General features: G+C 46.4%; 27 protein-coding genes. 15 read left to right on the top strand and 12 right to left on the bottom strand.

Translation table 11 applies throughout. From position 1 onward, the window contains the following. Window positions 1–32: 32 nt before the first annotated feature. From ABFC84_13745 to ABFC84_13730, 4 genes are all read left to right on the top strand, one after another. On the top strand, window positions 33–1,016 hold the full coding sequence (locus ABFC84_13745; GenBank protein ID MEN6413804.1) for a 3D domain-containing protein: 984 nt from the start codon (window positions 33–35) through the stop codon (window positions 1,014–1,016). 84 nt (window positions 1,017–1,100) lie between these two features. Next, on the top strand, window positions 1,101–1,673 hold the full coding sequence (gene rnmV / locus ABFC84_13740) for a ribonuclease M5 (protein ID MEN6413803.1): 573 nt from the start codon (window positions 1,101–1,103) through the stop codon (window positions 1,671–1,673). Further along, on the top strand, window positions 1,651–2,493 hold the full coding sequence (rsmA, locus tag ABFC84_13735; GenBank protein MEN6413802.1) for a 16S rRNA (adenine(1518)-N(6)/adenine(1519)-N(6))-dimethyltransferase RsmA: 843 nt from the start codon (window positions 1,651–1,653) through the stop codon (window positions 2,491–2,493). Before rnmV ends, rsmA begins: the two co-directional genes overlap by 23 nt. 27 nt (window positions 2,494–2,520) lie before the next feature. After that, on the top strand, window positions 2,521–3,054 hold the full coding sequence (locus ABFC84_13730) for a macro domain-containing protein (protein MEN6413801.1): 534 nt from the start codon (window positions 2,521–2,523) through the stop codon (window positions 3,052–3,054). A gap of 24 nt (window positions 3,055–3,078) precedes the next feature. On the opposite strand, the gene ABFC84_13725 is transcribed toward ABFC84_13730, so the two are convergent. From ABFC84_13725 to ABFC84_13710, 4 genes are read right to left on the bottom strand one after another with little or no spacing between them, the layout of a single operon-like run. Beyond that, entirely contained in the window at window positions 3,079–4,479 is a 1,401-nt protein-coding gene (locus tag ABFC84_13725) for a glycosyltransferase family 39 protein (protein MEN6413800.1), read from the bottom strand. Continuing rightward, on the bottom strand, window positions 4,472–5,227 hold the full coding sequence (locus ABFC84_13720) for a polyprenol monophosphomannose synthase (GenBank protein ID MEN6413799.1): 756 nt from the start codon (window positions 5,225–5,227) through the stop codon (window positions 4,472–4,474). The genes ABFC84_13725 and ABFC84_13720 overlap by 8 nt, the downstream gene beginning before the upstream one ends. Further along, window positions 5,218–5,640 carry a GtrA family protein gene (locus ABFC84_13715; GenBank protein ID MEN6413798.1) on the bottom strand — a complete coding sequence of 141 codons (423 nt, stop codon included), beginning with the start codon at window positions 5,638–5,640 and terminating at the stop codon, window positions 5,218–5,220. The genes ABFC84_13720 and ABFC84_13715 overlap by 10 nt, the downstream gene beginning before the upstream one ends. Window positions 5,641–5,685: 45 nt before the next feature. Further along, the gene (locus tag ABFC84_13710; GenBank protein ID MEN6413797.1) at window positions 5,686–6,273 is read right to left on the bottom strand and encodes a PadR family transcriptional regulator; all 588 of its coding nucleotides are present in this window, start codon (window positions 6,271–6,273) and stop codon (window positions 5,686–5,688) included. Between the two features lie 386 nt (window positions 6,274–6,659). On the opposite strand from ABFC84_13710, the gene ABFC84_13705 reads away from it, so the two are divergent. The 4 genes from ABFC84_13705 (at window position 6,660) to ABFC84_13690 (ending at window position 11,495) form a co-directional block, all read left to right on the top strand. After that, the gene (locus ABFC84_13705; protein ID MEN6413796.1) at window positions 6,660–7,667 is read left to right on the top strand and encodes a hypothetical protein; all 1,008 of its coding nucleotides are present in this window, start codon (window positions 6,660–6,662) and stop codon (window positions 7,665–7,667) included. Window positions 7,668–7,735: 68 nt separating this feature from the next. Beyond that, a complete protein-coding gene (locus ABFC84_13700; GenBank protein ID MEN6413795.1) occupies window positions 7,736–8,989 on the top strand; it encodes a glycosyltransferase family 4 protein in 1,254 nt (417 codons plus the stop codon). Further along, window positions 8,986–10,059, top strand: coding sequence for a hypothetical protein (locus ABFC84_13695; GenBank protein ID MEN6413794.1), 1,074 nt, complete (start codon window positions 8,986–8,988; stop codon window positions 10,057–10,059). Before ABFC84_13700 ends, ABFC84_13695 begins: the two co-directional genes overlap by 4 nt. A gap of 53 nt (window positions 10,060–10,112) precedes the next feature. Continuing rightward, complete coding sequence (locus tag ABFC84_13690) at window positions 10,113–11,495, top strand: mannose-1-phosphate guanylyltransferase/mannose-6-phosphate isomerase (GenBank protein ID MEN6413793.1); 1,383 nt, start codon at window positions 10,113–10,115, stop codon at window positions 11,493–11,495. A 127-nt stretch (window positions 11,496–11,622) separates the two neighbouring features. Here ABFC84_13690 and ABFC84_13685 read toward each other — a convergent pair whose 3' ends face one another. From ABFC84_13685 to ABFC84_13675, 3 genes are all read right to left on the bottom strand, one after another. Continuing rightward, a complete protein-coding gene (locus ABFC84_13685) occupies window positions 11,623–12,852 on the bottom strand; it encodes an MFS transporter (protein ID MEN6413792.1) in 1,230 nt (409 codons plus the stop codon). A 17-nt stretch (window positions 12,853–12,869) separates the two neighbouring features. Then, entirely contained in the window at window positions 12,870–14,066 is a 1,197-nt protein-coding gene (locus ABFC84_13680) for an MFS transporter (protein ID MEN6413791.1), read from the bottom strand. Between the two features lie 261 nt (window positions 14,067–14,327). Then, the gene (locus ABFC84_13675; GenBank protein MEN6413790.1) at window positions 14,328–15,770 is read right to left on the bottom strand and encodes a PLP-dependent aminotransferase family protein; all 1,443 of its coding nucleotides are present in this window, start codon (window positions 15,768–15,770) and stop codon (window positions 14,328–14,330) included. Window positions 15,771–15,886: 116 nt separating this feature from the next. Between ABFC84_13675 and ABFC84_13670 the strand changes: the two genes are divergently transcribed. Together ABFC84_13670 and ABFC84_13665 are read left to right on the top strand one after the other, a co-directional pair. Beyond that, entirely contained in the window at window positions 15,887–16,468 is a 582-nt protein-coding gene (locus tag ABFC84_13670; GenBank protein ID MEN6413789.1) for a flavodoxin family protein, read from the top strand. Continuing rightward, complete coding sequence (locus tag ABFC84_13665; protein MEN6413788.1) at window positions 16,465–17,154, top strand: phenylalanine--tRNA ligase beta subunit-related protein; 690 nt, start codon at window positions 16,465–16,467, stop codon at window positions 17,152–17,154. Before ABFC84_13670 ends, ABFC84_13665 begins: the two co-directional genes overlap by 4 nt. A 32-nt stretch (window positions 17,155–17,186) precedes the next feature. Here the strand turns inward: ABFC84_13665 and ptsP are convergent, their stop codons facing one another. Both ptsP and ABFC84_13655 read right to left on the bottom strand, forming a co-directional pair. After that, window positions 17,187–18,896: a phosphoenolpyruvate--protein phosphotransferase gene (gene ptsP / locus ABFC84_13660; GenBank protein ID MEN6413787.1), complete on the bottom strand. Its 1,710-nt coding sequence runs from the start codon at window positions 18,894–18,896 to the stop codon at window positions 17,187–17,189. A 210-nt stretch (window positions 18,897–19,106) separates the two neighbouring features. Further along, the gene (locus tag ABFC84_13655; GenBank protein ID MEN6413786.1) at window positions 19,107–19,907 is read right to left on the bottom strand and encodes a glycosyltransferase; all 801 of its coding nucleotides are present in this window, start codon (window positions 19,905–19,907) and stop codon (window positions 19,107–19,109) included. Window positions 19,908–20,094: 187 nt separating this feature from the next. On the opposite strand from ABFC84_13655, the gene yabG reads away from it, so the two are divergent. Beyond that, a complete protein-coding gene (yabG, locus tag ABFC84_13650; protein MEN6413785.1) occupies window positions 20,095–20,967 on the top strand; it encodes a sporulation peptidase YabG in 873 nt (290 codons plus the stop codon). Window positions 20,968–21,020: 53 nt separating this feature from the next. On the opposite strand, the gene ABFC84_13645 is transcribed toward yabG, so the two are convergent. Next, on the bottom strand, window positions 21,021–21,149 hold the full coding sequence (locus ABFC84_13645) for a hypothetical protein (GenBank protein MEN6413784.1): 129 nt from the start codon (window positions 21,147–21,149) through the stop codon (window positions 21,021–21,023). 299 nt (window positions 21,150–21,448) lie between these two features. On the opposite strand from ABFC84_13645, the gene ABFC84_13640 reads away from it, so the two are divergent. Continuing rightward, window positions 21,449–22,150, top strand: a complete 702-nt coding sequence (locus ABFC84_13640; protein ID MEN6413783.1) for a CAP domain-containing protein — start codon at window positions 21,449–21,451, stop codon at window positions 22,148–22,150. 82 nt (window positions 22,151–22,232) lie between these two features. Here the strand turns inward: ABFC84_13640 and ABFC84_13635 are convergent, their stop codons facing one another. Then, complete coding sequence (locus ABFC84_13635; GenBank protein ID MEN6413782.1) at window positions 22,233–22,574, bottom strand: hypothetical protein; 342 nt, start codon at window positions 22,572–22,574, stop codon at window positions 22,233–22,235. A gap of 202 nt (window positions 22,575–22,776) precedes the next feature. On the opposite strand from ABFC84_13635, the gene ABFC84_13630 reads away from it, so the two are divergent. The 3 genes from ABFC84_13630 to ABFC84_13620 all read left to right on the top strand — a co-directional run bounded on the left by ABFC84_13630 (window position 22,777) and on the right by ABFC84_13620 (window position 25,416). Continuing rightward, window positions 22,777–23,490: a DUF3794 domain-containing protein gene (locus ABFC84_13630; GenBank protein ID MEN6413781.1), complete on the top strand. Its 714-nt coding sequence runs from the start codon at window positions 22,777–22,779 to the stop codon at window positions 23,488–23,490. A gap of 33 nt (window positions 23,491–23,523) precedes the next feature. Continuing rightward, complete coding sequence (locus ABFC84_13625) at window positions 23,524–24,462, top strand: SPOCS domain-containing protein (protein MEN6413780.1); 939 nt, start codon at window positions 23,524–23,526, stop codon at window positions 24,460–24,462. A 153-nt stretch (window positions 24,463–24,615) separates the two neighbouring features. After that, window positions 24,616–25,416: a HipA family kinase gene (locus ABFC84_13620; protein MEN6413779.1), complete on the top strand. Its 801-nt coding sequence runs from the start codon at window positions 24,616–24,618 to the stop codon at window positions 25,414–25,416. Window positions 25,417–25,516: 100 nt separating this feature from the next. On the opposite strand, the gene ABFC84_13615 is transcribed toward ABFC84_13620, so the two are convergent. Beyond that, window positions 25,517–26,992, bottom strand: a 1,476-nt coding sequence (locus ABFC84_13615; protein MEN6413778.1) for a recombinase family protein, incomplete at its 5' end; no start/stop codon positions are given.

Here is a 26,992-nt window from a genome sequence, read left to right as displayed (position 1 = left end):
CAATATTACAATCCTTTGAAAGGGGGAATTACATGACGTTATTTCAACCCGTAAAGGTGCGATCAGGGCGTATGACGCTGCTGATCATCGCGTTGATCATCATCTCGCTTTTGGCCACTGGTTTTGTGTGGGCACACAAAACAGTACATATTGTAGTTGATGGATCCGATTTAGCAATCAGCACGCTTAGCGGCAAGCCCGATGCTGTGTTGGCGCAAGCTGGGGTGACCTTAGCTCCGCAGGATGAGTACCGCCTGTCTACTCCTAAACTGACTGACGGTACGGTTATTGAGGTATTTCGTGCCGTACCGGTAACTTTGGCTTATCAGGGGGAAGACAAGATCCTGGTTACCGGAAAACCAACCGTCGGTGAATTAGCCGCCAGTTTGGGAATACGTAAGGAAAATGTTAAACTTGTGCCTGGCGAGAATACCCGGATTCAGTCCGGGATGATAATCCAGGCTATTGTCATTTCGGAAAAAGTGATTGAACGCGAACAGGTCGAACCTTTCCCGGTTGTGCACCAACCGGATGCTACTTTAGAAAAAGGCATTGAGGAAGTAGCGGAGGAAGGCCAAAATGGCAGCAAGACAGTTAAGATCAGGCAGCATTTTGCTGATGGCAGCGTCACGGGGGAAGAGGTTCTTGCCGAAACCATAACTACCGCTCCGAAACCAAAAATTATTCGTGTCGGGACGCGGGATACTGTGGAAACCTCTCGCGGTGCTATGCGGTTTAAACGCACCGAAGTCATGGAAGCTACCGCTTATCTGCCCACAGACGGGTCGTCGGAAGGACTCACGGCTACCGGAATACCGGCACGACAGGGTATCGTGGCTGTCGATCCGGATGTGATTCCTTTAGGCGCCCGGCTGTATGTACCCGGTTATGGATTAGCGCTGGCGGCTGATACCGGGGGAGCCATTGTCGGCAGCCGTATTGACTTGTGTATGGAAAGCCCGTATGATGCCTGGCGGTTTGGCAGGCGGATGGTAAAAGTGTATGTTCTCGAATAACGGGAAAGAATAACAGGGTGTACACCCTGTTATTCTTTTGCCCGCTCATGGTATAATACTGGCAGGAAGAGGGGAGCGGCAGGTGTGATTAAAGAAGTAATTGTGGTGGAAGGAAAACAGGATGTACAGGCCGTTCGCCGGGCGGTGGACGCCGAATGTATCGCCACCGGCGGATTCGGCTTGTCGCCTTACTGTCTGCAAAGAATTGAACAGGCTTACGACAAACGGGGGCTGATTATTTTAACCGACCCGGATAGCGCCGGTGAGCGGATCCGGGGCTTTTTGAGCCAGCGGTTTCCCGCGGCCAAACATGCTTTTGTTTCCCGGGAATCTGCCACCGCCAATGATGATGTCGGAGTCGAGCAGGCTGCGCCGGAAGCCATCCGCCAAGCTTTGGCGAAGGTTCGTTATCTGGAATGGCAGCCAGCCGCTGAATTTACCCGAGCGGATATGACAGGGGCAGGGTTAAGCGGTGTTGCCTCTGCCGCCAGCCGCAGAGCTGCGGCTGGCGCCAGCCTTGGTATTGGTTATGCCAACGGGAAAAGTTTTTTGCACCGATTAAATCATTACGGAGTTACCCGCGAAGAATTCAACCGGGCTATTGCTAAATTGGGACAGGTATCGGAGGCAGAACATGATCCAGCCCACCATTGCTAAAAAAGAAGTTACCTTACATATTCTCAAAACTTTTGGTATTCATATGAGCAAGAAACTGGGACAGAATTTTTTAATTGATGAATCTGTCGTAGACGGTATTGTTGCTGCGGCTGAATTGCAGGCTGACGATGCTGTATTGGAAATCGGGCCGGGGATTGGCACGCTTACCCAGGGACTGGCTGAAACAGGCAGCCATGTGGTGGCGGTGGAAATTGACCGAAGGCTGATTGAGGTGCTCTCCCAGACGCTGGGTGGTTATGAAAATATCCGGGTCGTCCATGGCGATATTCTTAAAATCGACATTTCCCGGGAAATGATGGCAGAACACTACAAAGTTGTTGCTAATCTGCCGTATTATATCACCACGCCGATTATTCTCGGGCTGCTGGAAGCCCGGCTGCCGATCAGTCTGCTGGTGACTATGATTCAAAAGGAAGTGGCGGAGCGGATGACAGCCAGCCCGGGAGGCAAGAATTATGGCGCTTTATCCGTTGCCGTACAGTATTTTACCGAACCGGAAATCATGTTTATAGTTCCGCCCCGGTCGTTTGTTCCCTCGCCGGCAGTCGAATCGGCAGTCATCCGCTGCCGGGTGAGGCAGCAGCCGGCAGTGGATGTCCGTGATGAAAAAGTGTTTTTCCGGGTGGTGAAGGGAGCCTTTGCCCAACGCCGCAAGACATTGTCCAATGCGTTGAAAACCACCGGCGCAGGAACGGAAACAATACATAATGCCCTGGCAGCGGCAGAAATTGACGGTTCCCGACGGGGAGAAACGCTGTCTCTAGCGGAGTTTGCCGCCATTGCGAATGCCTGGGAGTGATTACAAGTAAGCGGGAGGACGAAAGCGATGATTCAAGTTGGCAATAAAACGCTGATTGTGAAGCAGGGCGATATTACGGCGGAAACATCGGATGCCATCGTAAATCCGGCCAACAGCACTCTGATCCATGGGGGAGGCGCCGCCCGGGCCATAGCGATCAAAGGCGGTGCCGTCATTCAGCGGCAAAGCAATGAAATTATCAGAAAAATCGGCTGCCTGCCGGTTGGGAAAGCGGTGATTACCGATGCGGGACTGCTGCCGAGCAAATTTGTTATTCATACCGTCGGCCCCCAATGGGGGGAGGGAGGAGAGCCGGAGAAACTGAAAAAAGCAATTTTCAGCAGTCTGCAGCTGGCTGAGTTGTACAATTTGCGGTCGCTTTCCCTGCCTGCCGTATCCAGCGGTGTCTTCGGCTTTCCCAAACAAGAATGTGCGAAAATATTAATGGAAACCGCCTTCGAATTTTTACAGCAGCCGGATATAGGATTGGAACAAATTGTTATGTGCAATTTTGATGACGAAACGTATCAGATATTTCTAGCCCAGGAGAAGAGAATGTAGGGGGAACTGGCTGTTCGCTAGGGGTTAAAAGACTCGCAAATGGTAACATTTAAATACATATAACGTACGCCTCATATAACGATTGTTAAAGGTTAAAATATCAAGTTCTTCTACTCGTTCAAACTTTTGTTGAAGTTCCGGCAGTTTCTCCGGACCGCCAAAATACAGGGCTTCAGAAATGGTCCTGCCTATCAGTTTCTCATTCCAGTAATCATAGTTTGAGGGCAGGGAACTTGTCAGAATATAGACTTCCGGTCGCCCCTTAAGATAGTACCAGGCCATGGAAGCATTCTGGTAGGAATCAGACAAAATGACAAGGTCGGTCGAGGGTAGATAGGCACTGCCTGACTGGAAAAGCTCCTTATAACCGTAATAAGGAGTCTTCAAATTAATCCGGTCAGGCAATAGCGGGACTTCTTCAGGGAACCGGACGAGTACTAACAGAATGACCGTCAAAATTATGCCGGTGGCAGGAACCCATTTATTGCGATAAACATCCAGCCAATAAGCCAATAAAATAGTGCCTGTTATATAGGCAGGCAATGGCCAGTTAGCCTCAACTTTCTTAGTCATAGCTGTAAAGCTGAAAAATAGAAGCACGAACAGAAACGGCCACAATAAAAAGGCCAGTTTCGCATCAGTAACATTTTTTCGGACACATTTGCAAACGTAATAGAGCAGGGCTGTAAAAAAAATTGGGTTGGCAATCCCTGCCTGGCTTTCCCAAAACTCGGCTAATGTCAGCCAACTGATCATTTGCTTGTGCCCTATTCCGTGTTCAAGCTGATAATAAAAAGAAGCCCAGTCATGTAACCCATTCCACAATAAAACAGGTAAAAACACGAAAAGAGCCAGACTAACGGTCGTATAAACCGATTTGTGCCATAATAGCGGGCGATAACGGGTCGTCAGTAAAAAAATAAAAAGTCCGGCAACCAGCAGTATCCCGGTATATTTAGACAGAAGCATCAGGCCGATTGCTGCGCCGGACCAGTAAAAAAAATTTTTTTTGGATTCAAATATCGCCCCGTACGCGAAATATAAAGTTAGCGCCCAAAAAAACAGGAGGGGCGCATCGGGAGTCACTACTTGGTAATTAATCTGTACAAGTGGAATAAATAGAAACAAAATCAAACTGAGCTCAGCTACCTTCCCGGAAAACATTTTGCGCGCAAGCAAATAAATGCTCCAGGAAGTAGAAGAAACGGCTGTGACAGAGACCAAACGAATTGTCCACTCGCTGTCGCTGAACAAGGTGAACAGTTTAATTAGATAAGCCACCATGGGGGGATGGTCATAATAGGACAACTGCAGATTTTTTGACCAAACCCAGTAATAGGCCTCATCAGGATGAAGCGGTAAAAAAAAGTTATAGAGCAAATTAATGGAAATGATACAACCCAGAATGACGTATTTTTTATACATAGTCCTTTCGTATTAGTCCTTCCATGCATTTCTCGTTCTTAAAGCGGCTTTTTCCAGCTCGTAATTTCCATATCATCAGAACTGCTTCCATGAAAATTTTACGGGACATTTTTGATTTTCCTTCCGCTCTTTCTTCAAAAACAATCGGCATTTCTTTGATTCTAAATCCTTTGAGAAAAGTACGGTATGTCATCTCAATCTGGAAGGAGTAGCCATTCGATTTAATATCATCCAAATTGATTTGCTCTAATACTTCACGGTGAAAACATTTAAAACCGCCGGTTAAATCTTTAAATGGCAGTTTCAATATAGCTCGAGAATACAAGCTGCCGCCATAGCTGAGCACCCGGCGGATAAAATTCCAATTTACAATGCCGCCGCCAGTGACATATCTGCTGCCAAGGACTAAATCACAGTTTTCTGCGGTCGCGATAAATTGTTTTAAATATTTGGGATTGTGGGAAAAATCCGCATCCATTTCAAATATGTATTGATAATCCCGTTTTAATGCCCATTTAAAACCGGCAATATAAGCTGTACCAAGCCCTAATTTTCCGCTGCGTTCAAGCAAAAATAATCGATCCGGATATTGCTTTTGGATGAGTCTATTAATCAGATTTTCTGTGCCGTCAGGAGAATGATCATCAACGATAAGAACATGGATATCGGCAATTTCTTTATATATGATTGCCAGAAGTTCTTCTAAGTTATTGCGCTCATTGTAAGTTGGCATTATAACTAGCTCCATAGGATACCGGAACCTCCCTTTTTGTGCTTATCATGGGACTCCCCAAAAGTGATCAGATAGTTTAAGATAAAGTTTAACCCGCTAACCACACCAATGGACATCAATTGAGCCAGAATTATATTCAGCTTAATGTATTCTACTAAAAATTGCAGGAAAAAGAGATTCATTCCTAAGGTTATTGCGCTGATTAGGCAAAAAATCAAATATTTTTTAGGGATATTTTTACCTGCAGCCTGATTTTTAAATGTCCAAAGAACATGTCCGGCAAAATTACTGGTAACGGCTACGATGAAAGAACATCCTGCCGCAATCAGATAATTAGTCTTTAAGGCAGTCAGACATATATATACCGCCATATTAATGCCAACACCGGCTAGTCCGACCAGTGAAAATTTTATTAGCAGTCTTATCAAAAAATTATCTCCTATCATATTGGAGAAAAAATGTTTGCGTTCATATCAGTTCTCGGTGAAATCATTTTTCTCTAATAAATTTTCTATTAAAATATCGATAAAATCAATTTCATATTTAATCATTAGCGTGAGATGGCTAAATAATGTTTTCATATAAAAAGGGAGTCCCTTTTCGTCGTAAAAGAGGAGCTCTTTTTTTTTGTAAGATTCAAACCGCTTAATGCTGTTTTCAGTAACTTCCGCAAGAAAGGTTTTCCTTTTCCTAAGTGCTGTTATAACTTCTTCTGTAGGCAAAAGGGGAATGACTGTAAGGGCTAAATCGAATCTGTACTCTCTTTCTCTTGCAGAGGATAGTGCCAATATTGCTTCCTGCTTTAATATTTTTTTACCGTTATCAGTTATTTTGAATTTTCTGGGTATTGGCCCTTTCCCTTGCTTTTTTGTGTCGGCATAAGAAGTTACAAGCTGTTTTTTGCTTAATTTATTAAGACCAACATAAATTGATGTAGTCCCAATATCGGCCCATTCTCTGTAGTCACGTTTTTTTACCAATTGGCTGATTTCATAACCGGAAACATCCTGGTGTTCACAGATAATTTGCAAAAGCATAAATTCAACATTAGCAAGTTTCATAAGTGATCCTTTTCATATATTTTATTAATATAATATTACACCTATGTAACATTATATTCAAGCGAATTATTTATAGATAGCGAATGAGACGGCATTAACTTTTTTGCCGCCTAGGCAGTACCGGCTGTATTCCAAGCGGCAGCCGCTTCATTCTATTCTTACCTAAATACCGAAAGGGGAAGGGAAAACTTTACAAAAGGGAAGGTTCGTTGTATAATTTAGCTAATAGCTGTTAGCACTCAATGACGGTGAGTGCTAACAATATATCGCGTTTTAACCACCTTGGGATACTAAAGATTAAGTGTGAGCGATAGGACTCGTTAACACTTAATTGACGCATCATTACACTTGCCGCTAAAGGCGAATATCACGGAGGGGGTTTTTTTGTGACCAAAGAAAAATTTATGACCAGATTGAAAAGCAATGACAATACCTATAAAGAGCTTTTTGTCAGACATCCCGATAATCCGATTTTAACAGCGAAAAATTGGCCTTATCCGGCGCATACCGTATTTAATCCGGCTGCAACGCTGTTTCAGGGGAAAGTTCTTCTGCTGGCAAGGGTGGAGGATCGCCGGGGATTTTCTCATCTTACCAAAGCGGTTAGCGATAATGGGGTTGATCATTGGCGGATCGACGGTGCGCCGACGCTGGAACAAGATATTGATAATCATCCCGAAGAATGGTGGGGAATTGAAGATCCCCGGATTTCCCGGCTGGAAGAATTGGGTAAATGGGCTGTTACCTATACCGCCTATTCTCAGGGGGGACCGCTTGTAGCCATAGCGTTAACTGATGATTTTCAAAAATTTGACCGGCTGGGACCTATCACATCACAGGATGACAAAGATGCTGCGTTGTTTCCGCATCGTATCAATGGTAAATGGGTGTTAATTCATCGACCTGTTGTTGCTAATTATATACCGGGTTCGCATATTTGGCTTTCTTATTCCGATGATCTTATCCAATGGAGTGACCGGCAGGTGCTGATGCATGCCCGTTCCGGCGGATGGTGGGATAGCGGCAAGATCGGCCTTTCTGCGCCGCCGTTAGAAACTGAGGACGGGTGGCTTCTCTTGTACCACGGGGTGCGCCAGACTGCTTCCGGTTCTATTTACCGGTTAGGATTGGCGCTGCTTGATCTGGAAAATCCCTTGAAAGTACTGCATCGCAGTGATGAATGGGTTTTTGGTCCGGTAGCCCGGTATGAACGGGAAGGCGATGTAGATAACGTAGTCTTCTCCTGCGGCTGGGTAATGGACGAGCCGACAGGCGTAGTGAAAATGTATTATGGCGGAGCCGATACTTGTATTGCTTTGGCTACTACCACTATCAGTGATTTACTGGAATACATCCATCAATGTCCCGAACCGCAGCCATATAATTTTTATTAGCACGATTCCATGTGTTTGATTTGATGGCAGCAAGCGAAAAGATAGTCAAAAGAGGGGGACAAAAGAAGATGGCTACCAATATAGTTAAAAAAGTTGCTTTTTTGAGCACTTATCCGCCCAGGGAATGTGGATTAGCTACATTTACTGAAGATTTGGTTAATTCGATGAATAAAATATCTTTGGTTCAACCAAGCGTTATTGCTGTGGCTAAGAAAGAAGACTATGTTGATCCTCGGGTGAAATTTATAGTGAATCAGCAAGAGCGTTCCAGTTACTTGAAGGCGGCTCTTTGGGCCAATCGCCATGCCGACTTGCTGATTATTGAACATGAATACGGCATATTTGGCGGCGACTGTGGCGAATATGTGCTTGATTTGGCGAAAGGGCTAAAGATTCCTTTTATCGTTACTACTCATACCGTGCTGTTAAGCCCATCGCCTAAACAGAAAACTGTGCTGCGGGATTTAGGTAAACTGAGTGCGAAAGTGGTGACTATGGCAGAAAGCTCCATTCCCATATTGACAGGAACTTACGATGTTCCGACAGAGAAAATTGCATTTATCCCTCATGGAGTCCCCAGCATGCGAATGGCATCGCGGGAACAATTGAAACTGTACTATCCTGATTTGCAGAATAAGCAGATCATCAGCAGCTTTGGACTTATCAGCCCGGCTAAAGGACTGGAGTATGGCATTAAGGCCCTGGCAAAGGTGGTACCCGATTATCATAATGTGCTTTATTTGATTCTGGGGAAAACCCATCCCGCCGTCAAGGAGAGGATGGGAGAAAGTTATCGGCAGAGTCTGATGGATTTGGCGGAGAATCTGGGGATCAGGGAACATGTTCTGTTTATTGATAAATATCTGACAAAAGAAGAAGTAATTACCTATCTCCAGTTATCAGATATGTATCTGACTCCCTATTTGTCTAGGGAACAGGCAGTCAGCGGGACATTGGCTTACGCGATGGGGTATGGCCGGGTAATTATATCGACTCCTTACCGGTATGCCCAGGAAATGCTGGGCAGCGGCCGGGGGCTGCTGGCTCAATTCAGAGATGCTGATTCATTAGCAGCCTGTATGCGAATTGTACTCGGCAATCCCTCCCGGAAAAAAGAAATGGAACTGAAAACTATGGCTGCCGGCCGGAAAATGACGTGGGAGAATGTAGCCGGCCGTTACGCTGAATTGTGCATCAGCACGATTGGTAATAGAAATAGTCAGTTGCAAAAAGATCTGCGGCTGCCGGTGCATTTACCGGACAAACATGTGTCTTTTCCCTTTGAGATGAACACGGGGAATGGAATGAAGGCAAGATTATGATAAAGGCGAAGTCCGGTCTTGTGTTCGATGACTCCCATATTTTTCGCATGACCGATGATACCGGCATGTTTCAGCATACCCGGTTTAGTGTTCCGGATTTGTCTGAAGGTTACACTGCGGATGATAACGCCCGGGCCCTGATCATGGCGGTAATGCTGTATGAAAGACAGCATAAGAAAAAATTTTTAGCTTTAGTGTACCGATATTTGGCCTTTGTTTTGCATGCGCAAAATGAAACCGGGCGTTTTCGGAACTTTATGACCTATAACCGGCAGTTTACTGAGACAGAAGGCTCGGAAGACTGTTTCGGGCGCTGTCTGTGGGCATTAGGGTATACGCTGGCCTCGCCGGCTATGCCGGCGGGAGTTAAGGCTGGTTGTGCCAGTGCGGTTCGTCGTGCCTTGCCCAACATTCCGCTGCTTCTCAAATGGATCAGAGGACAGGCGTATGCTATTATCGGTCTTGGTTTTGTTGCGGGCAGTGAGGCTGATACCATGATTCACGGCCTGGCCGCTCAGTTAGCCGATGCTTTTGAAAAATACACCGAAGAAGCAGACTGGCAATGGTTTGAGGACGAATTGACCTATGATAATGCGGTATTGCCGTGGGCTATGTTTACAGCTTACCGCAGGACAAAACAGGATCGGTTGCTGCATGCTGCCCGGGAGAGTATGGCTTTTTTTGACAAGGTATCGTTTCGTGATGGCTTTTTTCGGCCGGTGGGCTGCAACGGCTGGTGGATACGGGGTAAAGAGCCGGCGTTATATGATCAGCAGCCGGTTGAAGCATCAATGTCTACATTAGCTCATTTAGCAGCTTTTGCCGTTACCGGCGAGCAAGGGATGCTGGAGTTAGCCAAAAAAAGTTTTGCCTGGTATTCCGGTGACAATTCTTTAGGGGAAAGCCTGATTGATCCGGATACCGGCGGTTGTTTCGACGGCATTACTCCTGAGGGCGTCAACCGTAATCAAGGGGCGGAAAGCATCGTTGGCTACGGGATTGCTACGTTGGCTTTGGCAAAATACAAGTCCGCTGACCGGGGGATCATGAAACAAGCAAAGAGATACTAAAACAGCCGTAGAGAATAGAGCGTTTCTGTTCTTATACAAGGGAGATTATAACGATGAAGATTGTTATTTTAGCTGGCGGCGGGGGAACTCGACTTTTCCCTTTGTCGCGCAGTTCTTATCCGAAACAATTCTTGCAAATTGATGGAGAGCAATCTTTATTAGCGCAGACAGTTACTCGCTGTTTATCCATCGTAAGGCCGTCCGATATTCTCATTGTCACCAACGATGCTTACCGGCACCATGTCCAGGCAGAGCTCGCTGCCTGCCGGGCGGGAGCTGCTCATATACTGCTGGAGCCGGTCGGGCGCAATACGGCTCCGGCGATTGCCTTGGCAGTGCGATATTGTCTGGATAAGCTGGGAGTTGATAAAAATGAAGTCATCTTTGTATCTCCTTCCGACCATCTTGTTCGTTCGCAGCCAGACTTCGCCGCTGCTGTCAAAACAGCGGAAAAAATGGCCGGACAGGATAAGATCGTGACACTAGGCATTCAACCGGATAACCCGGAATCCGGGTATGGATATATTCATGCCGGGGAAGCTTATGGCGATGGTTTTGTCGTGGCGGACTTTAAGGAAAAGCCGGATCAGGCAACAGCAGAAAAGTATTTGGCAGCAGGCGGTTATTACTGGAATTCCGGCATGTTCGCTTTTACAATCGGCTGTATGAGTGAAGAACTCAAACAGTACCGGCCTGATATTTATCAGATTATGGCTCTCCCCTTTGCTGAGATGCAGGCTGAATTTCAGCAGATGCCGAGCATTTCTATTGATTATGCTGTGGCGGAAAAATCAAAAAGAATGGTGATTATCCCCTTTAAAGCCTATTGGAATGATATTGGTTCATGGGATGCCATTTATGGTGCGATGGAAAAAGATGAGCATGGCAATGCTGTCAAAGGAGACTGTCTGCCGCTTCATTGCACCAATACCTTGATGATGGGGCGCAGCCGTTTGCTTGCCGGTATTGGACTCGAAAATTTGCTGGTTGTTGAAACGGATGATGTTATTGTTGTGGCGCGCCGGGGCGAATCCCAGCAAGTGAAAGATCTGGTAACGGAATTAAAGCGGCAGGGCCGTAAGGAAGCCGTGGAGAATACGACGGTGTACCGGCCCTGGGGCAGCTATAAGGTAATGGGTGAAGGCTCGGGCTACAAAATGAAAAAAATCAGGGTGAGCCCCGGCCAGAAGCTGAGTCTGCAGCTCCATTATCATCGCAGCGAGCATTGGGTGGTGATTGGCGGAACAGCTAAGGTCACGGTTGGTCAAACGGAAAAAATGGTTCATCGTAATGAAAGTGTCTATATTCCGCCTTCTACCAAACATCGTTTAGAAAATCCGGGGAAAATTCCGTTGGAAATTATTGAAATTCAAAATGGGGATTATTTGGAAGAGGACGATATTGTCCGTTTTGAAGATAGTTATGGCCGGGTATGACAGCACAGTTCAACAAGAGACAAAGCAGGGGATATGTTTTTTTCGGACAGAGAGAAAATTATCGTGGCAGTTTGGGCGGACCGGATTTTAGAACCGGAATAACGGCAGATACAAGATAAATCGGCGGTTACGCTTTCGGGTGAATGTGGAGTGTCGTGGTTTTATTTGGTATAAGCCATGCGATTGTCAGTAATAGTAAAATTACTGCCGTTCCCCAATAGGCTGCGTATGCTTCCACGTAGCCATTCAATAAATAGCCGATAAATGGTCCTATTGCTGCGCCAAAATCGATGGCAACCGAATACGCTGTTAAAACTAAATATTTTGAGGAACGTGACGCCGCATCGGAAGCAATGGCATCGGTAATTGTGGTTAATGCGGTCGCTGTAAGCTGGATGCCGATGACAATCAGCAGCCAGGGCAGCAGTGGAATCGAAAGCGGGATCAGCGCAAAAAGAAAACCAGCCATCAGTAAGGATATGATCAGGACTCTTCGCCGGCCATACTTACCATCGGATTTTTTTCCGACCCAGGGGGCTAGCCAAGGTTCCCAACCCCAGCGCATTGCTTGGAGAATACCGGCGAGAGATGCCGCGCCAACGGCAATACCATAGATATTTATCGTAGATGAGTTATGTACTTGTACCAGATAGCTTAATGTTGCGTTGAATACACCCTGGTAGATCATGGCGACTAACGTGCCTGTTAGTAAGGCCCAAAGAATGGTGGAATCCTTCCACAGGACGGACTTGCTGCTAGGCTGTTCCTCGGTACTGGTATTTTTCCCTTTAGAGTTTGGGACCCAGAGCAAAGCTGCCGGAATCGATAATAGGGTTATAGCGCCGAAGAGCAGCGATGTAACGGATAATCCGTAGAAATCGGCGATAAATCCGCCGGCGAGCATGCCTGCCAAACTTCCCAGCCGGTATAATCCATTAAAAGTTCCCATACAATGTCCCCGATTAGAGTCAGTGGAGCAATCAATAATCGCAAAGTAGGAGCCCAGTCTTAAGAAAGTCCAGGCTAAACCCCAGAGACACCGAATCAGCAAGAGGGGTAAAAAGCCCTTTACCAATCCGTAGGAGAATGTTGTCGCGGCTGCTAAAATTACGGCAAAGAATACTCCCTGCCGGGTGCTGATTTTTTTATATAACCAGCCTACAAGTGGATTTAACGGCAGTCTGACCAGGCGGTTTGCGGATAATAGAACCCCTACTTCCCATAAAGAATTAAGCCCGGCCTCTTCCCAATGGGTTGGCAGAACAACATACAGCATGGAATCACCAATCAAGCAGGCTGCCGTAAGTAAAGCTAAAACGATGATCGGTTTCATTTTGGCATCAGAAAAATGGAGCATAGTTGCTATTATTTCTCCTATGTGTATTTTACTTGGGGGATATTTTTATCCATCATGAGTACTGGGATGACAGCTCCCGCAGCGGCAATTGCCATTATGCCGAAGCTCCAATTTATACTAACGGACGAAGCGATAAAACCAAAAAGAAGCGGAGAAACCATATTGGCAATTCCGCGAGAAAAGCCATTAATCGCAAATATATCATCATATTCGTGTTTTTGGACCGGTTCTGTGATAATTGTCTGGACAACCGGGACGGTTCCTTTTGTCACAATACCGAGTAAAAACGATGCTCCGATAACAATAAAAAGCTGCTGCCCTAGCAGAAGAATTCCCAGGAGTATCGCCATCATAACTTCAGATACTACAAATACCTTGCGAGTGCCAAATGTATCCACCAACCTTCCAAGCGCTGTTTTTCCCAGAAAGCAGCCAAAGGTAAAGGCAAGTGCAAACGACGCAATAATTTTTGGGTCAATACCTTTTGCAAAGAGGAGGAAAGGAAGAAATACAAAGACCTGGTTGCTGCCAAAGGCGTCTAGTATGCTTGCGCTCATTGGCAGCGCATATTGACGGTTGCGTAAAAGTGAAAAAGCAGGAAGATATTTTTTTTCGGCTGCTGCCGTAAAAGTTGCTTGCTTGATTGTTTCTTTTTGGTGAGAAGTGGAAAGAAATATATATCCGGCAAATAACAAAGCTCCCAGACCATACGTTAAGCAGACAATTCTCCAGCCGGGAACCCCAAACAGAGAAAGAGCGGCGATAAAAGCAGCAAGCGAAACAAGCGGCATTCTCCCGATATCGCCGATAGCTGCGAAATCACCCATTGCTTTTCCCAACGATCGTCTTGCAGAATTCGCTGTAAGATACGAAAAGGCAACATTATGAAACAAACCAAACCCCGCATTGCCGATGATAAAACAAAATCCTGCAAGATAAACATTTTGGGAAAAGGCATTCGTAAAAAATCCAATGCCATACAATAATAGTATGAGGCTTATAGTGCGGAACAAGCCGAAATGCTGAGAAAAGAATATGGTAGATAGTCCGGCGATGGTAATCACCATGTTTGAAAGAGAAATAATCACGCCAACTTCTTTTTCTCCGGCTGCAAAAGAAATGATCATAAACGAAAGGAGTATTGGAACGCAGTCAAATAGACCATCAACGATTATATGAAGCGTATTGAGCAAGATTTTATTTTTCACAGGCATTTTCAATACAGCCCTCCTAAGTTCGGCTTTGTAAGACAAGGCGAGCGTTTTCTCGTCTAACTTTCGGTATATGATCCAGTAGAACCGGTTAGGCAGCGAAATTATCCGGTAGGATAAGTCAGCAGCTGCTTACTTGCACAATACGAATGCACACAAATTATTTTCCATTATTTATCATGCTGTCGGCAGCACTTTTAAACATTCGACACGCAGGGCTGTGGTTCCTTACTTTTTTTGTGTTTTTTTAACAGGAATTTTAAACTATGGCGTTAAGCGATGAGTATCCAGGCTATTGGGGGAATACTGCTGCAGCGCTGCTTTTAATCGCCGGATTCCTTCTGCTATTTCAGTTTCGTTTACGTTGCCAAAACCAAGAATGGCTTGGTCGGAGAACTTTTTATCTTTTCTGTGGATAATGTGTTGTTCCACGGGATAAATCAGGACGCCATGGTGCAGGATGTCCTTCAATACCGGAGAAGAAAATGTTACATTTTTAAATCTGGTAGTCAGGTGCAGCCCTGAAGGACAGCTCAGTATCTCGGCAGAATCGGCGAAATGGTGTGTCAACGCAAGTGCCAGCTTGTTCCGCCGCTTGCGGTACACTTTATTCATTTGGGCGACATGCCGCTGCAATTGGCCGGTATGGATGAACAGCGCCAGGGATAATTGGTCAATGGCAGAGGGCTGCTGGGTGGCAGACCAATTCGAGCGGTAAAACGTATCCAGCAGGTTTCGGGGCAGAATCAGGTAGCCAAGTCTTAGCGCAGGCATGAGCACTTTGCTGAAGGAACCGACATAGATGACTTTTTCCGGGTCCAGTTCCTGCAAGGCGGGAACCGGACTTTTTTCATAGGTAAACTCATTTTCGTAGTCGTCTTCCACCAGGTAGGAATTTGTATTTCTGGCAAAGTTGATAAGCTCGATTCGACGCTGGATAGACAGTATGCCGCCGGTGGGAAACTGCTGTGAAGGGGTTACCAGGGTAAAGCTCGGGGGAAAGTCTTTTTGTGATGGCAAAAGACTGGTCTGAAGGCCTTGCCCGTCGATAGGAACGGAAGCCAGGTCACAGCCCAGCATGGTTAAGTATCGCTGAACATCGTAATTGACCGGGTCGGCAATAATGACTTTGCGGTTATGGGTACATAATAAGCGGGTGATTAGATAAAATGCCTGGGTTGAACCGGATGTAACCATGATTTGTTCCGGCGAAGCGATGATCCCTCTTGTCGCAAACAAATAATTTGTTAAGGCCGAGCGCAGTTCAGAACAGCCGGCAGGGTGATGATAGCCGAAATAGGCAGCCGGTATATCGGTTATAACTTGAGCAACGGATTTTTGCCAGGCCTTTCGGGGAAATAGATCTAAAGCGGGAATTCCATAGCGAAAATCGATGAGATCCGCTGTTGTTTTCTTTTGATTCCGGGCGGCAGCCGGAGGTCCGGGCGGCAGCTGCATCAGACAAGCATTCGGTGCAACTGTCGTATAAGAGCCTTGGTGGCTGATAAAAAATCCTTCTAATTTTAATTGGTCATACACTTCTACTACAGTATTTCTTGCTATATTGAGCTGATTAGCCAGATTTCTGGTAGCGGGAAGACGGGCGCCTGCCGGCAATTGCCCTGTCAGTATCTTTTTACGGATTTGCCGGTAAAGTTGTTTGGCGACTGACAGTTCTGAGTTTCGATCGATGGTTATCCCATACATTTGCTGCACCTCGCTAAATTGGTACTGAAAATATCACTGGGAATTGGTACTAAACAAAACCAATTCCCAGTGATATTTTAATATAAGAGGGATAAAAGGGAAAGAGGTTGAGGTGAATGATGATAAACGTGTTAGGTATAGTAGGAAGCCCCCGTAAAAAGGGTAATACCCATCAATTGGTTGCAAAAATTCTGGAAGGGGCCGCATCCGGGGGAGCAGCCGTACATTATGTTTTTTTAAGCGGTTTGTCGGTGAGAGAATGCGATGGGTGTCATGTATGCTGGCAGGGGAAAGAGTGCAGCAAACATGACGATATGAATCATTTGTATTTGCAAATTAATCAGGCGGACGTATTGGTGCTGGGTACTCCTGTATACTGGTATGGGCCTACGGCATTGATGAAAGGTTTTATGGACCGGTTTGTTTATTACAATTGTGACTGCAACCGGAGGCGGGTCAAAGGGAAAAAAGTGTTGCTGGCGATTCCCTTTGAGGATGCGAACAGGGAGACCGCAGAGCCGGTAGAGCAGTTTTTTGAAAAGAGCTTGTCGTATTTAGAAATGAACTTGGCAGGAAAAATTGTAGCTGGTGGACTGCGTAATCATGGACAGGTTTCCGAAAAAGAGGATTTGCTGGAAACTGCGTTCAAGCTTGGTCAAAGTGTAGTAAAGACGGATGAATCTGATTTGTCAAAATGAAAGCAGGGAGTGATCGGATGCTGACGATTGATGAGACATGGAAAACAACATACCCCGGAACCAGTATTGGTATCATGGCTGTCAATGAGATTACCAATTCCTATGGGAATAAGACGCTGACGGAAAAGAAGACACATTTACTGCAGTTCCTGCAAGCTCAAATTAAAACAAAAGAAGCGCTACTGACTTATGGACCGCTGCCCCACTATGTCCAGTACTATCATCATTACCGGAAAACATACCATGTCTTGCCGCAGCTGGAATCGGTGATTTTTAAAGGAAAACAAATTTCCGGCATCAACCCATTGGTAGAAGCCATGTTTATGGCCGAATTAAAAAGCGGTCTTTTGACAGCCGGGCATGACGGCGATATTTTAAAACTGCCGTTGCTGCTTCGTGTTGCTGGCGGAAAGGAAAAATATACGGGGATCAACGGCAAAGAACAAACAACAAAAAAAGGTGATATGCTGCTTGCCGACAGCGGAGGAATTATTTCCAGCATTTTGGGCGGTCCGGATTTTAGAACCAGAATAACAGGGACGACAAAAAAATGCGTTTTTGTCGTGTACGGAGTACCGGGCATTTCGTCAAACATCATAGAAGCGCATTTGGCACAGATACTGGACAATATAAATGAATTTTCCGCGAATCCAATTGTTGCATTTCAGCATGTCTATACTGCTTAGTTACATAAGGAAAACGCGGGGACCCGGCTGGTTTAAAATTTTTCCAGATATTCCCGGATTTTGCCGCCGTCATCAAGGGACAGTATTGTCTGGAGAAACTCGTTTGTCTGCCGGGTATCAATGCTGCGGATTTTTTCCCGTACTCGCGGCAGCGCCGCTGAACTCATACTTAATTCATCGATCCCCATTGCCGTGAGCAAAGCTGCAGCCAGCGGGTCGCCGGCCATTTCACCGCACATGCCTACCCGGATGCCGTGCTGATGGGCGGAAGAAATTACATTGCTGATTAGCTGCAGTACCGCCGGATGGAAATGGTTATAAAGATCGCTTATTTTTTGATTGCCCCGGTCCACCGCCAGCGTATATTGAACAAGATCATTGGTGCCGATGCTGAAGAAATCACATTCCCTGGCCAACTGCGGTGCCAGCACTGCCGCAGCCGGAGTTTCGACCATGATCCCCAGCGGTACATTCCGGGCATAATTTTTTCCTTCCCGTTCCAGCTCCGCTGCCGCTTGTTCCAGATATTTTCTGGTACGCCGGATTTCACTGCCGTTAATCACCATCGGCAGCATAATTGCCACCTTGCCGGTTGCTCCGGCCCGTAGAATAGCTTTTAGCTGAGGGAGAAATAAATCGGGACGCTCCAGGCAAATGCGAATGGCGCGCCAGCCCAAAAAAGGATTGCTTTCCTGATCAATACTGAAATAAGAAAGCGGTTTGTCGCCGCCGATATCCAAGGTGCGGATAATGCAGACATGCGGACCACATTGGGCTACTACAGCTTGATAGGCCAGAAATTGTTCTTCTTCGTTAGGAAAGTTATCCCGTCCCATAAACAGAAACTCGGTGCGATAAAGGCCTACGCCTTCACTGCCGAACTGCAGGGCTCGCTCCATATCCTGGGGCGTACTGATATTTGCCGCTAATTGTACCTGCCTGCCGTCAACAGTAACTGCCGGCAGCGTTGCGCTGGCTAAATCCCGGGCATATTGCGCCTCTTCCGCCTGTTTGCGGGCGATGTATGAAGCGCATTCAGCTTGCTCAGGCGAAATCACTATCGTGCCGTTTGATCCGTCCAGCACTACCGGTGTGCCGTCGTCCAATTCGTTCAGTCCGGATACGCCGACAATAGTTACCAGGCCTTTTGCTTTGGCAATAATAACCGCATGGGAAGTCGTACTGCCCTGTTCGAGGATTAGACCCTGCACAATTTGCGCCGGTAGATCCGTCAATACGGATGGTTCTAGAGCCTGAGCGGCCAAAATTACCGGTTCATTTTCCAGGACAACGGCTTGAATATTCAGCAGAATGCGGGTTATCCGGCGGCCGATATCGAGAACATCTGCACCCCGTTCCTGCAAATACGGATCATCTATGGATTGAAAGGCCGCAGCATATTCTTGGGTTACCGCTACTATTGCCAGCGGTGCCGGTATTGTTTCCTGGATTTTTTGCAGGACAGCTTCTTGCAGCATCGGATCGCCTAACATAGTCAGATGGGCTTCCATAATATCGGCCGGATCTTTTTGAAGGCTTTTTTTGGCGGTATCAATGATTTTCCCAACTTGTTCCTTTGCTTGGCGCAAAGCAGCAGTAAATTTTTCCGCTTCCCGGGCAGGTGAATCAGCCTTATAATACGGTAAGTGCTTTTCGATATCCTGCGAAACTCTTTTAATTCTGCCAACAGCGACACCGGGGACAATACCAACTCCCTTTAGGACCTCAGACACTTTTTTCACCTACTTCGTCAAATTTTATTTTTGTGAAATTCGTGTGTACCTTCTGCAGTAGTAAGTACTTCGTTTAAAGTTTTCCCAATGGAGCCCGGCACCGCTGATTGCGCCTTCCCCAACGGGGCGCGTTTTTTATTTTATTATACTCTTATCAGATGCATATTCGTATCTTTTTACTAAATATGATTGCAGTATAACTGTTGAACAGCCCTGCTCTTAAGGAGAGCAGGGCTGTTCGGTTAAAAAGTGATCCAATAGATCCAGCCGGCGTTCGCTGTGGTAGCCAAGGTAGGTCTTATTCTGCCATTGCCTGGTACGGGGCTGGTCTTGAAATACTGCGATGGCTTCCAGACAGTCACCGACAATGGTTTCGATGATTTTGTTGGTATGAATCTGGTTTTTAATGGATGAGCCCAGCCGATAATGGGGAATGGTAGTCGCCACATCGATTCTCAGTTTATGAATCCGGGCCAGGGCAAGCGGCACGGGAGGAATGGCTAATTCACGTACGGGGATGGTCTCCAGCAGACGGCGGGATACGGCATGCGGTCCGTGGGCGGGAGTGGCTAAATTGATTTTTTTGTCCAGCCCTAAGGTTTTGTTTACATTCAGCCGCCACTGGAAGGTGGGGTTGTAGCGTTCGATGTGCCGGGGGGGTGACGGATAGCAGTTTGTTAAGGCAATATCCAGATGTTTTAACAAGATCCCATCAATTAATTCCATTAAATTTTCATTAAAGGTTCCTACCATGTCTCCATCGACAAAGGCAATTACATCACTGCCCAGCGACAGGGCCGCTTTTGCGCCGACGGCGCGGGGTACATCAATACCCAAACATTCATGAAAGTAGATAACTTGCAGCTTTGGCAATCGCATTTGCAGTACTTCCTGCAAAGTAGCATCTTTGGAACCGTTCGCAACCAGGATAATATGATCGATTGGCAGGGTTCCCAGATTCTGGAGTACGGTCACAATTCGGCCTGCTTCATTTTTTGCCGGAACAACCACGGTAATCATGCGCCATCACCTCGGGAAATGGAGTGCGGTGCATGTGACTTAAAATAGTCACACTAAGGCTTAGTACAGTATATTGGTCTGCGGTGGAATTTGCTACTTGTCCCCGTAAAAAAGCGCGGCGGGAAGGAAGGTGGCAAAATGCTTTAAAGCGACATAGTATGGAGTAACAGGGGGGAGGGATCAGGTTATGGCAATCACAATCGGTGATTTAGTGATTCGAAAATCCCATGGCGGCGATATTGTTTTCAAAGTAACTGAAATTTTTCAGGATGAAACCGGTCAGTCCCATGGCGTACTGAAAGGAATGTATTTGCGATTAATCGCCGATGCACCGTTAGTGGACTTGGAAAAAATTGATGCGGAGCATTTGCGGAACGAAATTTTGCGGCTGGAAGGCGTGCATAATGACAGTCTGAAACGAGTGATGATGCGGCGCAGCATGGAACGGGAAAAAATAGAGATGGGCCGTTCGGAACCGAATAAAAAATATCCTTTTTTCGACTTGCCCGGTCAGGTACTCCACATTGACGGTGATGAAGAATACCTCGGGATGTGTCTGAAAACTTACAATCAACTGAATATGGAGGCGGTCGGCCGGTGTATTCCGGAAGATAAACAGCCGGACCATGTGGTGAAGCTGGTGGATGAATACCGGCCGGATATTCTGGTGCTTACCGGCCATGATGCTCTGATCGGCGGCGGCAAGAAGGATTTCCGCGATATCAATAATTACCGGAATTCCAAGTACTATGTGGAGTCGGTAAAGCGGACCCGTGTATTTGAGCCATCCTGGGATGAACTTGTCATTTTCGCCGGGGCTTGTCAGTCATATTTTGAGGCAATTTTAGCGGCCGGCGCCAATTTCGCCAGTTCACCGCAACGGATTTTTATTCATGCGTACGACCCGGTGTTTATTGCGGAAAAAGTGGCGTTTACACCCATTCATAAGACGGTGGATGTCAGTGATGCCATTACGGCTTCGGTAACTGGGATTGAAGGTGTGGGCGGAGTGGAGACGCGAGGTAAATTTCGGCTGGGATTGCCAAAAACACCCTATTAGACGCAGCAGAAAAGGCGCGAAGCATCGCGCCTTTTCTGCTGCGTCTATGGATATTACCGCTTGTCCGGACGTTTCGCATCTTTCGATTTTGGACAAAGCTCGGAAGCAAACTCGGTGAAGGATTGCTTGCAGCTTTTTTTTTCACTGCAGCCGCAGCAGCCTGATTTGCTAAAATCCGCCATTGTTATCACCTCCATCCTGATAGTATTGTTTCCAAAGTTACAAGGTTAATGATTGACAATTTTTATAAGAGAAAAATGGGGGGATGTTAAGCGCGAGGGCAGATGGAGAAAACGGTAAATACTTATGTAAACATTACCACGCCGGGAAAACAGGATTTTCTTGTTTAGAGGGCGAATATACGGAGTGTTGCAAGATCTTGAATCAGTATAATCTATTTTTTATGTATACTTCATTCTGGCTTGCAAACAAATGCAGTGCTCATAAGAAAAACAGTATCTGTAGAAAGGCAGGTAATTTTTTGAAGAAAAATAAAATTTGCAGTATGTTTCTGGGGGGGATTTTGACTTTATCGTTGGTAACCGGCTCCATTGGCGGTACATTTGTCTCGACAGCACTGGCTGCGACTCCGGAAAGTGCCCAGGAAAGCACTAAATCCGACCAAGGGATTGTAACCGGACTTGTGGCTGTGGGATTGCTGGCGATGTTAAGCCATAGCGGTCACAGCAGCCACGATAGCACGAATTCTGCAGCGAAAAGCACCGGCTCTCAGCCGGCGGCAGCGAGTTCGACCTCAAACTCCGGGTTGTCTTCTACCAAAACTGCGGCTTCTGCCAGCAGCCTAGCTGCTGCTGAACAGCAAGCTTTCAAGCTATTGAACGCCGACCGGGCCAAAAATGGATTGTCGCCCTTGAAGTTAAATTCCCAATTGACCAGTTTGGCGGAAAGTTATGCCAAGGATATGATCAATCGCAATTTCTTTTCCCACACCAATCCGGAAGGGCAGTCACCGTTTGACCGGATGAAGAATGCGGGTATTAGCTATAGCTATGCCGGCGAGAACATAGCGATCAATACCAGCGTTTCTGGGGCGGAAACGGCTTTCATGAATAGTTCAGGCCATCGTGCCAACATTTTAAGTTCCAATTATACTGATGTGGGCATCGGCGTGGGGTATGGCGCCAACGGTTCGCTTTATGTGGTACAGGAGTTCATTCGCTGATCAAGCCGCTAGTAGAGAACGGAACAAAACAGGGCGTCCCGCGGATTATCCGCGGGACGCCCTGTTTTGTTTCTGAGACAGCCTATTCGGCAATACCGCACTTGGGACACATGCCTTGGTGCATATGGTGGTCAAATTCACAGCCGCAGCGGGAACAGATTTTGTAGAGGCGGTAACTGGTGATTCGATAAAGTTTGTAACAGCATTTAAAAGTTTTTACGCATTCTTTTTTCGGCTTGCATTTCATTTTAGGCATTTCGCAGGGCATCGGCGGGCAGCAGTCTGGTTCCATTTTTGGCATGCAGTCCATTTCATGATGGTCGCCGCAGTCGTCATACATTGGGTGCATCGGATGCATATAAGGGTATCCGTCTTTGTGCCAGCAGCCGGCTTTATAGTTGTGATCATCCCATTTTGGATACATTCATCGTAACCTCCCATTTTTTTGATCAGAAAATTCCTGGGGGAATTTCTACTATATACTATGATGAACCAGAAGAAAATGTTATGTTTCCTGACATAAAAAACGGTATTGAAAAGAGCCGGTATAAGACATGCGATTTTTTGGCACATTGGGTCAGGCGCAGGCATATATATAACTAGAACATACAAAGGGGGGAATATGTGTGAATGATAAAGATACCCGGCAAACGGTTAGCGCATCGTCCAGCGGAGCAACGGGTTACTATGATCCATGCACAATGGGAACGGAAACGGGTCCGCAAACGATTATAGTCCGTCAGGTAGTGGGTGAGGCCGAAAAGCAAAAGGTATTGGATATTCATGTGGTAGTTCCGGATGCAAAGCCGGCGATTGAACAGATTGTTGATGTATTTGTCAAAGAAGTGGAAGTCAACTCTGTGGATGTGATTACCGATAAGGTGATTGTTCGCGGCGAATTTGAAATTAAAGCCATTTATGTGGCTTATCTGCCGGATCAGCCGGTTCATGCCGTGGAAATCAAGCATTACAAATGGACACAGGATATTGATATGCCGGGAGCCCGCCGGGGTATGGATGCCGATGCCAGCGTCGTAGTGGAATTCGTTGATTACGATGTGGATCATCATACCCGGGCTTATCAGTACAAAAACTATGAAATGGACGACGATGATGACGACTGCGATGATCACCACCATCACGATGACTGCGATGATCACCATCATGATGATGACTGCGACGATGACGATCATGACGATGATTGTGACCACCATCATCACCACCATCACTGCACCCGGGAATTTGATGTATCGGTGGTTTTAAAGATTACCGCTAAGGTTATGACGGACCGGGAAGTACAAATTGGCGTTTATACCACAACAGGCAAAGCAAAAGGATAAAGTGTATTACATTTCTTTAAAGGGGGGGGAATAATGGACGAAAAATTAAGACAGACTTCTGGTTCCACGGCCGCCAGCAGCGGTGTTACTATCACAGGCAGTGCAACGACTATGAATGCGGAACTCATTTGCGGCTGCCCGCAGCCCGGCCCGGAAACTATTGAGGTTGAACAGGTCTTAGGGGCGGAAATGGCCCAGCGGGTTGTCGAATTTGACATGACGGTCCCGGCGCAAAAACCGGACATTGAACAGGTTATTGATGTTTACGTGAAAGATGTTTGCATCAAAACAGTGGATGTTATTCCCAATAAAGTAATTATCCGCGGCGAGCTGGAAGTAAAAGTCATGTATGTGGCGGATTTGCCGAATCAGCCAGTTCACGCTTTTGAAAAAGATCAGGTTCGCTTTACCCGGGATATTGAAATCCTCGGCGCGGAACGGGGCATGGATGCTACCGCGGATGTGAATGTGGAGTTTGTGGATTACGACTTCGATTGTGATGACCGGCGTAAAGTCCACATTACAATCGTGCTTAAGTTCTGGGCCAGGGTACTGACAACGACGCTGATGGATGTTTACGCTCTCGGTCCGGTTACTGAGATTGGGGATATGGAAACTACCACGGCCACGTTGTCAACGGACAACACAACTGCGGCCAGCGAGTTTGAATCCAATCAATATGCCGGCTATGGCGTGCAGAATGTCTTTGTTACCGGCCCTGGAATTACGCCGACGGCGGGTGTTCCAATGGGAGTTTCGGGAACGGCTGCCGTTACCGGCAACAATGTCAATATTCGCACCGGCCCTGGAACTAATTTCCCTGTTGTGATCCAGGTAAAAAAAGGCGATACCGTGACGATCAAGGATCAGGCATTCGGCTGGTACAAAGTTGTACTGTCCGATGGCTCCACCACCGGTTGGATTGCCAGTTGGCTGGTGGATACTGGCGTACCGGCCGGGACCAAAGGATAAGGATCAAAACGTAAAACACCGCGCATCCGAGCCGGATTGTGCGGTGTTTTGTATTTAGGCGGCAGAGGAATCTTTGGAATACTGTGTCATATACTGTAACATGCCGCAAAAAGGATCCTTCTGCGGCCAGCTTGTGGATAAGAGGGTGGGATCATGCTGACTGGAGTGAAGTATCTGGGAGCAGTGGGACTGGGAGTTACGTCCCCTCAGCTGTTTCGGGCTGATGACGGTAAAATCTATGTTGTTAAGCTTCAGAATAATTGTTTGGGAACCAAAGTTTTGGCCAATGAGTATTTGGCCAGCCAATTTGCCGGAGTGATGGATCTATGCTTTCCGCCGGGAGAAATTATTTATATCAGCGACCAGGTGCTGCAAAAAAGCCGGCGGCTAAAAGCCAAGCGGGTAAATAAGGGACCGCATTTTGCCAGCCGGTATATCGGCGGCAGCCGGTATGTGGTGCGGAATAATTTATATAAAGCCGTCAATAAAACAAAGCTGGCAGGCGTGATGCTGTTTGATCATCTGTTTCACAATCTGGACCGGACTTGGAATCGCCGGAATTTGATTATCCGCCGGGAAGATCAGGGAGGAGTTGTTTATGCGATTGATAATTCTCATTTGTTTCGCCGCGGACGCTGGAATATTAATTCTTTGACGAAACTGGAATCCCAGATTACGCTGAATCACCGGCGGGCCTATGGCTGGCTGCTGAAACATTTTTTAACTGCCGGCGATTTCGCTCCTTATGTAGCCAAGGTAAAGGCGCTCAGCGATGAACAGATTACCGGCCTCGTGGAGAATATTCCCCTTCAGTGGCTGCCGGATCAGGCTGAGCGTCAGGCTTTAATTCATTATATTCGGGTTCGTCGGGATATGGTGGAAGAGATTGCCGGCCGGCTGTATGCGTTAATCCCGAATGTAGACCGGAGTGCCGATCCGGATCAGGGCAAATAGCTCTTCCGCATTTTCATTGCGCATCCGGATACAGCCATGAGAGATCATTTGACCGATCAGCCAGGGCTGGCTGGACCACTGTATATAAAAACATGACAAATCATATCATTTCCCACGTTATTTTAAATTTTGGATGAGAGACACTTCCTTTTTGCTGGTCAAGGCGGGTGGCCGTGACTTTGGCTAGAACCGACTGAATAATATTTCTCATTTCATCGGGAGTTAAATCTCCTTGCTGAATTAGGGGAAGGATTGCCTTTGCCATTTCTTCAAATGATATTTCCGGTGTTGCTTTTTCTTCTGGGCGCAAAATGTTTTTTCTTTCTTGTATATCTACAAGCTGAGAACGAATTTTAGCCAGTTCTTCGTCTGATTCTTTTTCGGAAATCATTTGCTGGCCAAACCATTTCACAATCGTTTCGCGGCGTTTAATTAGTTCTGTTTCTAAGTTATTTAACCTGATTATCTCTTCGCTGTAATCTGGCTGCGCAAGTTTTTTAGGCGCATATTTTTTGATTTTTTCCGGGCTTTTGAAGGCGTCAACTAGTTTACCCCAAACATCCTTATCTATCGCGTCAGACGGTAGGCTTTTTGAGGGGCATTTTACACCTGTATTTCTTAAATCTGCATATCTATGAGCCGAACACTGGTAGTATGTTTTGTAACTTCCATCCCGAAACCGGCAATGATGGGCGAGCATTCGTCTACCACAAACCCCGCAAAATAAAATTCCGCGCAGCAAGAAGGGCGCACTGACAGGCTTATGTTTAGACACGGCATTCCGTTTTAATTGTTTCTGCGCTCTTTCAAATGTAACTTCGTCAATAATTTCCGGGACCTTTATGGGAATCCATTCTTCCTTAGGCCGTTTCTCTATGGTTTTTGATTTTATCCCCGACCTTTGCTGTCGATATTTCATGCTCATGAAAGTACCCGTATAGGTTTCGTTTCTAAGTATGTTATGGATGGTAGACGTAGGCCACACAGCCTTACCGGTTGGTGAGGGTATAATTTTTGCTTTTAATTCTTTCTGTACGCCTTCAATACTAAGCTGTTTATCGGATACTAAACGAAAAATGTCACGAATAAGCGTTGCTTGTTTTTCGTTTATAATATAAGAACATTTTTCCGCATCGTAATTATACCCGTATAGTTTGAAATCCTGCATAATTTTTCCCTGCATGGCTTTTCGGCGCTTCCCGCGCAAGGTCCGGTCAAGAATCTTTGCTTTTTCAAACTCGGCGATTGCACCACGCATAGAGAAAAACAACCGGCCCTCCGGGCTGGCATCATAATCACCCGTGATGAAATGTAGAGCAACCTTGCTCTTTTCCATTTCTTCAGCGACTAATAGCTGAATAGAGAGTTTTCTGGCTAGACGGTCAGGATCATATACAACAACAGAATCAATTCTGCCGGCGGCGATATCATCCCGAAGCGCTGTTAAGGCTGGTCTGTCCAAAAATTTACCGGATATCCCGTCGTCAATATATTCTATAATGTTTGTAATTCCCTTGTTGAGCAGAAAGGCTTTACAGGAAGCTATTTGATCGTCAAGGCTATAGCCTGTTTTCGC

Source organism: Veillonellales bacterium (genome assembly GCA_039680175.1).
In the GTDB taxonomy this organism is placed as follows: Bacteria; Bacillota; Negativicutes; order JAAYSF01; family JAAYSF01; genus JBDKTO01.
Note: the sequence above shows the minus strand (reverse complement) of the source record. Positions and strands in the feature narration are given on the sequence as shown.

Excerpts from the sequence above, each read along its gene's own strand:
- ABFC84_13745 (MEN6413804.1), top strand. The coding sequence starts at position 33 with ATGACGTTATTTCAACCCGTAAAGGTGCGATCAGGGCGTATGACGCTG.
- rsmA (MEN6413802.1), top strand. The coding sequence starts at position 1,651 with ATGATCCAGCCCACCATTGCTAAAAAAGAAGTTACCTTACATATTCTC.
- ABFC84_13730 (MEN6413801.1), top strand. The coding sequence starts at position 2,521 with ATGATTCAAGTTGGCAATAAAACGCTGATTGTGAAGCAGGGCGATATT.
- ABFC84_13725 (MEN6413800.1), bottom strand. The coding sequence starts at position 4,479 with ATGTATAAAAAATACGTCATTCTGGGTTGTATCATTTCCATTAATTTG.
- ABFC84_13720 (MEN6413799.1), bottom strand. The coding sequence starts at position 5,227 with ATGGAGCTAGTTATAATGCCAACTTACAATGAGCGCAATAACTTAGAA.
- ABFC84_13710 (MEN6413797.1), bottom strand. The coding sequence starts at position 6,273 with ATGAAACTTGCTAATGTTGAATTTATGCTTTTGCAAATTATCTGTGAA.
- ABFC84_13700 (MEN6413795.1), top strand. The coding sequence starts at position 7,736 with ATGGCTACCAATATAGTTAAAAAAGTTGCTTTTTTGAGCACTTATCCG.
- ABFC84_13695 (MEN6413794.1), top strand. The coding sequence starts at position 8,986 with ATGATAAAGGCGAAGTCCGGTCTTGTGTTCGATGACTCCCATATTTTT.
- ABFC84_13690 (MEN6413793.1), top strand. The coding sequence starts at position 10,113 with ATGAAGATTGTTATTTTAGCTGGCGGCGGGGGAACTCGACTTTTCCCT.
- ABFC84_13685 (MEN6413792.1), bottom strand. The coding sequence starts at position 12,852 with ATGCTCCATTTTTCTGATGCCAAAATGAAACCGATCATCGTTTTAGCT.
- ABFC84_13680 (MEN6413791.1), bottom strand. The coding sequence starts at position 14,066 with ATGCCTGTGAAAAATAAAATCTTGCTCAATACGCTTCATATAATCGTT.
- ABFC84_13675 (MEN6413790.1), bottom strand. The coding sequence starts at position 15,770 with ATGTATGGGATAACCATCGATCGAAACTCAGAACTGTCAGTCGCCAAA.
- ABFC84_13670 (MEN6413789.1), top strand. The coding sequence starts at position 15,887 with ATGATGATAAACGTGTTAGGTATAGTAGGAAGCCCCCGTAAAAAGGGT.
- ABFC84_13665 (MEN6413788.1), top strand. The coding sequence starts at position 16,465 with ATGAAAGCAGGGAGTGATCGGATGCTGACGATTGATGAGACATGGAAA.
- ABFC84_13655 (MEN6413786.1), bottom strand. The coding sequence starts at position 19,907 with ATGATTACCGTGGTTGTTCCGGCAAAAAATGAAGCAGGCCGAATTGTG.
- yabG (MEN6413785.1), top strand. The coding sequence starts at position 20,095 with ATGGCAATCACAATCGGTGATTTAGTGATTCGAAAATCCCATGGCGGC.
- ABFC84_13645 (MEN6413784.1), bottom strand. The coding sequence starts at position 21,149 with ATGGCGGATTTTAGCAAATCAGGCTGCTGCGGCTGCAGTGAAAAAAAA.
- ABFC84_13635 (MEN6413782.1), bottom strand. The coding sequence starts at position 22,574 with ATGTATCCAAAATGGGATGATCACAACTATAAAGCCGGCTGCTGGCAC.
- ABFC84_13625 (MEN6413780.1), top strand. The coding sequence starts at position 23,524 with ATGGACGAAAAATTAAGACAGACTTCTGGTTCCACGGCCGCCAGCAGC.
- ABFC84_13620 (MEN6413779.1), top strand. The coding sequence starts at position 24,616 with ATGCTGACTGGAGTGAAGTATCTGGGAGCAGTGGGACTGGGAGTTACG.